Annotated in this window: 5 protein-coding genes and 1 pseudogene; 4 read left to right on the plus strand and 2 right to left on the minus strand. The window is 69.3% G+C overall.

The window, feature by feature from the left end:
* Positions 1-336 (plus strand): annotated as a pseudogene (locus QZ847_RS14265) (gluconate permease); the annotation flags it as partial.
* A 22-nt stretch (positions 337-358) separates the two neighbouring features.
* Positions 359-1,036 carry an FCD domain-containing protein gene (locus tag QZ847_RS14270; protein WP_294357581.1) on the plus strand — a complete coding sequence of 226 codons (678 nt, stop codon included), beginning with the start codon at positions 359-361 and terminating at the stop codon, positions 1,034-1,036.
* Here QZ847_RS14270 and QZ847_RS14275 read toward each other — a convergent pair.
* On the minus strand, positions 1,033-1,518 hold the full coding sequence (locus QZ847_RS14275; RefSeq protein ID WP_294193294.1) for a gluconokinase: 486 nt from the start codon (positions 1,516-1,518) through the stop codon (positions 1,033-1,035). The two genes, QZ847_RS14270 and QZ847_RS14275, sit on opposite strands and share 4 nt — an antisense overlap.
* A 226-nt stretch (positions 1,519-1,744) precedes the next feature.
* Here QZ847_RS14275 and QZ847_RS14280 point away from each other — a divergent pair, with 226 nt between their 5' ends.
* Together QZ847_RS14280 and QZ847_RS14285 are read left to right on the plus strand one after the other, a co-directional pair.
* A complete protein-coding gene (locus QZ847_RS14280) occupies positions 1,745-3,991 on the plus strand; it encodes a glycoside hydrolase family 3 N-terminal domain-containing protein (RefSeq protein WP_294357584.1) in 2,247 nt (748 codons plus the stop codon).
* A gap of 11 nt (positions 3,992-4,002) precedes the next feature.
* Positions 4,003-5,031 carry an SMP-30/gluconolactonase/LRE family protein gene (locus tag QZ847_RS14285; RefSeq protein ID WP_294357588.1) on the plus strand — a complete coding sequence of 343 codons (1,029 nt, stop codon included), beginning with the start codon at positions 4,003-4,005 and terminating at the stop codon, positions 5,029-5,031.
* Between the two features lie 3 nt (positions 5,032-5,034).
* On the opposite strand, the gene QZ847_RS14290 is transcribed toward QZ847_RS14285, so the two are convergent.
* The coding region (locus QZ847_RS14290; RefSeq protein ID WP_294357590.1) for a sensor domain-containing diguanylate cyclase at positions 5,035-5,816 on the minus strand (782 nt) is incomplete at its 5' end.

The raw sequence follows: 5,816 nt of genomic DNA on the forward strand, positions 1-5,816 counted from the left end.
GCCGCGAGCGGCGCGGCGGTGTCGCCGGTCGTGCTCGCCTGGGGCGTCGCAGTCTGTATCAGGTTGGCGACGGGCTCCGCGACGGTCGCCACGATCACCACCGCGGGCGTCATGCCCGGCGTCGTCGTGGCGAGCGGGGTTGCGCCCGAGTGGATCGTGCTGGCGATCGGGGCAGGCTCGGTGTTCTTCAGCCACGTCAACGATCCGGGCTTTTGGCTGGTGAAAGGCTATCTGGGCACCGACACCGCGGGCACGTTCCGAACCTGGTCGGTGCTGGAGACGGTCATCTCGGTCACCGGGCTGCTCTTGGTGTTGGCGGCGAGCGCGTTATTCTGATCCGAAAAGAGGAGGGGGGCGCGTGGCGCAGGAACGACTGACCGACCGCGCCTACACGGCGATCGTCGAGATCATCAACGACGACGATCTGCGCGTCGGCGATCGATTGCCGTCGGAAGCACGACTGGCCGAGATGTTTGGCATGTCGCGCACGATCGTGCGCGAGGCACTGGCGCGACTGGCCTCCGACGGCATCACCGAACCCCGACGCGGCGCCGGATCGTTCGTGAAGAACCGGCCGTCCGACCGGATGCTCGCGTTCATGCCGGCAACCGACCTGCCCGCGACGCTCGGCACCTACGAGGTGCGCTTCGTGCTGGAGGCGGAGGCGGCGCGACTGGCGGCGGCGCGGCGATCGGGCGAGGAGATGTCGGCGATCGACGCGGCACTGGCGCGTCTGCGCACCGCGCTGCTGTCGGACGCGCCGGCGCATGACGAGGACATGGATCTGCACCGAAGCATCGTTGCAGCGACCGCGAACCCGGCGTTCGCGACAGCGTTCGACGCGCTGGTCGGCGAGGTGGAAAAGGTGATGCGTGCGGGCGTCGACATTTCGCGGTCGCGCCCACCCGAGGTGATCGGCGCGATGATGCGCGAACATGAGACGATCGTCGACGCGATCCGCGCGCAGGATGCCGATGGCGCGGCGCTGGCGATGCGGTGGCATCTGTCCGAAGGACGAAAGCGCTTGATGCCCTAGGCCTGAGCCAGCCATGCGACCGCGGCGTGGCAGAGCTCGGGCGGGCTGTGGTGCGAATCGAGTGCCAGCACCGGCTCGTCGGGGGCGGGGCGTTCCAGCGTGTCGAGCTGACTGTCGAGCAGACTGGCGGGCATGTAATGCGCCGAGCGCTGTTCGAGCCGCTGGAGCAGTTCGTCGCGATCATTGTCGAGCAGGACGAAGCGTACGCGCCCGCCCGCCGCGGTGATCAGGCGGTCGCGGTAGCGACGCTTAAGCGCGGAACAGGTCGCGACCGCGCGGCCGTTCGTGCGCGCGGCCTCGCCGAGCGCGTGGCCGAGCCGGTCGAGCCACGGCCAGCGGTCCGCATCGCTCAAGGCGTGGCCGGCACGCATCTTCGCCACCGCTGCTGCGGAGTGGAAATCGTCGCCTTCGAGAAAAGGACAGTCGAGCGCGCGCGCCAGCAAGTTGGCGAGCGTCGACTTGCCCGATCCGCTGACCCCCATGACGATGATCGCGAGTGGTGCCGCCGCCTCGTCATCGGTTCGGGTCACGCGGTCAGGTTCCTTCTTGCTCGGGCCGGAGCGGCTGTAGGTGGCGGTGTGATAACGCGTAAAGCGGGACCAAGGTCGCAGGTCCGGGGCTCACGTGAACGCAGCTTCTACGACCATCACCCGGTCGCGACGGCGCAGGCTGCGCGCTATCTGCCCGGCGAACGCTGGGGAGACGTTGATGGCCGGGCAGGTGCGGGTGAACCGTCGCGACGTGATGAAGGCGACTGCGCTGCTCGCAAGTTGTGCGTGGGCGCCTGCCGCTTTTGGGCGTGTCACCGCCGATCACGCGGCGCGAATTCGCGATCTCCTGTCGCGCATGACGCTGGCTGAGAAGATCGGGCAGATGAATCAGATCGCGGGAGGGCGGCAGCGTGCGCTCAACTCGCGGCTGGACGCGGGCATGCTCGACCGGGTGCGGCGCGGCGAGATGGGGTCGTTCCTGCACGTCGCCGGTGCGGATGCGTTGCGGCGATTGCAGAAGATCGCGGTGGAAGAATCAAGGCTTGGCATCCCGCTGCTGTTCGCGATGGACGTGATCCACGGTTATCGCACCACCTTGCCCGTGCCCCTCGCGCTCGCCGCCAGCTGGGACACGGGGTTGATGGAGCACGCCGCCGCGCTCGCGGCCAGGGAGGCGTGGGCGGCGGGGTTGCACTGGACCTTCACGCCGATGGTCGACGTGGCACGCGATCCGCGCTGGGGGCGCGTGGTCGAGGGCGCGGGCGAGGACGCGTATCTGGGTAGCCGCATGGCGGAGGCACAGGTGCGCGGGATCGAGGGACCGGCTTCCGCCAAGGACGCGCCGCTGGCGAAGGGGCACGTGCTGTCGTGCACGAAGCATTTCGTCGGCTACGGCGCGGTCGCGGGCGGACGCGACTACGACAGCGCCGACGTGTCCGAACGAACGCTGCACGAGGTTTACCTGCCGCCGTTCCACGCCGCGATGCGCGCCGGGTCCGGCAGCTTCATGACCGCGTTCAATGACGTGGCGGACGTGCCGATGACCGCGAACGAGGCGCTGGTCCGCGGCGAATTGCGCGAACATTGGGGCTATCAGGGGCTGGTCGTCAGCGACTGGAATGCCATCCGCGAACTGATCAACCACGGTGTGGCGGCGACCCCGGCGGAGGCAGCCGCGCTGGCGCTGCGTGCGGGCGTCGACATGGATATGGCGAGCAGCACCTACGCCGATCATCTGGCGAGCGCGGTCGCGGCAGACCCGTCGCTCGTGCCGTTGATCGATCAGGCGGTGACGTGCATCCTGACCACCAAGGCGCGGCTGGGGTTGTTCGACGATCCGTACCGCTTCGGTGACGCGGCGGCGGAGAAGGCGCCACTCGCCCGCGAGCAGGCGCGCGACGCGGCGGCGCGGTCGATCGTGCTGCTGCGCAACGAGGGCGCGGTGCTGCCGATCAGGCCGGGTGCGAAGATCGCGCTGATCGGCGCGCTCGCCGACGATGCGGCGTCGGCGCTGGGATCATGGCGAGCGCGCGGGCAGGCGGAGGACGTGATCACGCTGCGACGCGCCTTGCCGCAGGCGATGTTCGATCCCGGCACCGACCCGGCCGCGGCCGCGAAGGTGGCGGCGGCGGCGGACGTGGTGCTGCTGGCGATCGGCGAGGATTACGACATGACCGGCGAGGCGCGCAGCCGCTCCGACCTCGGTCTGCCGGGCACGCAGCAGGCGCTGGTCGATGCGGTGCGCGCCGCGGGCAAGCCGGTCGTCGCGATCCTGATGGGTGGACGCCCGCTGGCGATCGAGCGCGCGCTCACCGGCATCCCTGCGGTACTGGAGACGTGGTTGCTCGGGCTGGAGAGCGGGCCAGCGATCGTCGAGGTGCTGATGGGCAAGGTCTCGCCCGCGGGACGCCTGCCGATCGCGATGCCGCGCACGACCGGGCAGTTGCCGATGAGCTACGCGCACGTGCCGACCGGGCGCCCCGCCAACCCCGACCTGTCGGTCGACAGCGCGCGCTATCACGATGCGGCGATCGGTCCGCTGTTCCCGTTCGGACATGGGCTGAGCTACGCGCGCTTCAGCTATGCCCCGCTTACAATCGAGCGGCGCGGCGACGCGACGATCGTCGGCGTCGCGGTGACGAACGACGGCAGCATGGTCGCCGACGAGGTGGTTCAGCTGTACCTGCGCGATCCCGTCGCCTCGGTCGCGCGCCCGGTGGCGGAGCTACGCGGCTTCACGCGCCTGACGCTGCGGCCGGGTGAGCGGCGGACCGTGCGCTTCGCCTTGACCGACGCGCAGGTGGCGCTGTGGAAGGCGGGCAAGTGGGTGATCGAGCCGGGCGTGATCGAGGTCATGGTCGGCAGCTCGTCGGCCGACATCAGGGCACGGGGGCGGTGCACGGTGGGAGCGGGTGAGGGGACGATGCCGTCCGCCTCGATCGCGACCTCCGTCGAGGTGGTATAAGGATGAGTGCGATGACGACGATGACGCGCCGGACCGCGCTGGCGGGTGGTATGACGATGCTGGCGGCGGCAGCTGCCGCGCGCCCGTCGCTGGCGACAGAGAGCGCCGCCACGATCACGCGCTTCGATCCGGCGCTCGACCGACTGCTCGATCCGACGAGTCCGGTCGAGGTGATCGCGCGCGCCTTTCAATGGGCAGAAGGGCCGGTTTGGGTCGACCGGGACGGCGGCTACCTGCTGTTCTCCGACGTGCCCGCCAACACTGTTTACCGCTGGACCTCGCGCACGGGTGCTCGACCGTTCCTGAAGCCGTCGGGTCTGAGCGGCGTCGTACCCGCAGGTATTCGTGAGGCGGGCGCGAACGGGCTGGCGATCGACGCGACGGGCGCGCTGGTGATGGCCGATTCGGGCACGCGCGCGATCGCACGGGTCGACCTTTCGACCAGGCGCAAGACGATCCTCGCCGGTCAGTATGAGGGCAAGCGGTTCAACAGTTGCAACGACCTGACGATCGCGCGCGACGGTACGATCTACTTCACCGATCCACCCTATGGGCTGACCGATGGTGATGCGTCGCCGCTGAAGGAACTGCCGTTCAACGGTGTGTACCGGTTGCGGCCGGGCGGAGCGGTCGAACTGCTTGACGCTGGCTTGAAGCGTCCCAACGGCATCGCGCTGTCACCGGCACAAGACCGGCTATACATCGGCTGCTCCGACGAGGCTGCGCCCGATATCCGCGTGTATGATCTGTCGACCGAGAGCGGCGTCGTCGGTAAGGGTCACCAGCTCGTCGACTTCATGCCCGAATTCAGGCGCGGTCTGCCGGGATTGCCCGACGGGATGAAGGTCGCGCGCAGCGGGCACCTGTTCGCGAGCGGCCCCGGCGGGCTTTACGTGCTGGCACCCGATGGCCGCAAGCTGGGGCTGATCGCGCGTGGCAAGCCGATCGCCAATTGCGCGTTCGGCGAGGACGGCCGTACCTTGTTCATGGCGAGCAGCGACGCGATCCTGCGGCTGCGACTGCGCGCGAAGGTCGCCTGAGGCTCAGGCAGCGAGGCGCCAGGTTCCGCGACCGGCCGCCTTCGCCTGATAGAGTGCCCGATCGGCGCGCGTCATCACCGCGCGTTGCGTCACGAACGGGTTGGCCGACCACGCCGCGCCTACGCTGGCGCCGACGCTCAATCCGCTGTCGCCGCACGCGGCGAAACGAGGCTGCATCGCAGTGACGGTTCGTCCGGCGAGCGCCTCCAGCTTCGTCACGTCGGTATCGACCAGCACGATCGCGAACTCGTCACCGCCGAGCCGCGCGACGAGGTCGTCGTGGCGCACCGACTGACGCAGACGCGCCGCGACCTCGACCAGGATCGCGTCACCGGCGTCGTGGCCGAGCGTGTCGTTGACCTGCTTGAATCCGTCGAGGTCCACCAGCATGACGCCGCAGGGAAGATCGGGCGCTAGCGTTCCCAGCCGCTGTTCGAGCCCGCGGCGGTTGAGCAGGCCGGTCAGCGGATCAGTCGTCGCCTCCAGTTCGGCGCGGATGCGGCGTTCGTGCTCCTCGGTCAGGTCGATCGTCACGCCCACCAACTTTTCGGGCCGGCCATGTTCGTCGCGCAGCAGGCGCCGGTCGCAGCGCATCCAGTGCACGCCGCTGGCGGTCTGCAGGCGATATTCGACCGAGGATCGGTCGCGCTTGCCCTCAATCAGTTCGCGTAGATCAGCCTTGGCGCGATCTTCGGGCAGGATGTGCGCGCTGAAGCCGTCGAGATCGTAGGGCGTGCTGCCCGGACCGGCGACGAACTGCGCGAGTTGCTGCGAGGTCTCGAAGG

It is taken from the genome of uncultured Sphingomonas sp. (genome assembly GCF_913778135.1).
Taxonomy (GTDB): Bacteria; Pseudomonadota; Alphaproteobacteria; order Sphingomonadales; family Sphingomonadaceae; genus Sphingomonas.

What these genes read in the sequence shown, in the direction of transcription:
- QZ847_RS14275 (WP_294193294.1), bottom strand. Translation starts at nt 1,518, where the DNA reads ATGGGGGTCAGCGGATCGGGCAAGTCGACGCTCGCCAACTTGCTGGCG.
- QZ847_RS14280 (WP_294357584.1), top strand. Translation starts at nt 1,745, where the DNA reads ATGGCCGGGCAGGTGCGGGTGAACCGTCGCGACGTGATGAAGGCGACT.
- QZ847_RS14285 (WP_294357588.1), top strand. Translation starts at nt 4,003, where the DNA reads ATGACGACGATGACGCGCCGGACCGCGCTGGCGGGTGGTATGACGATG.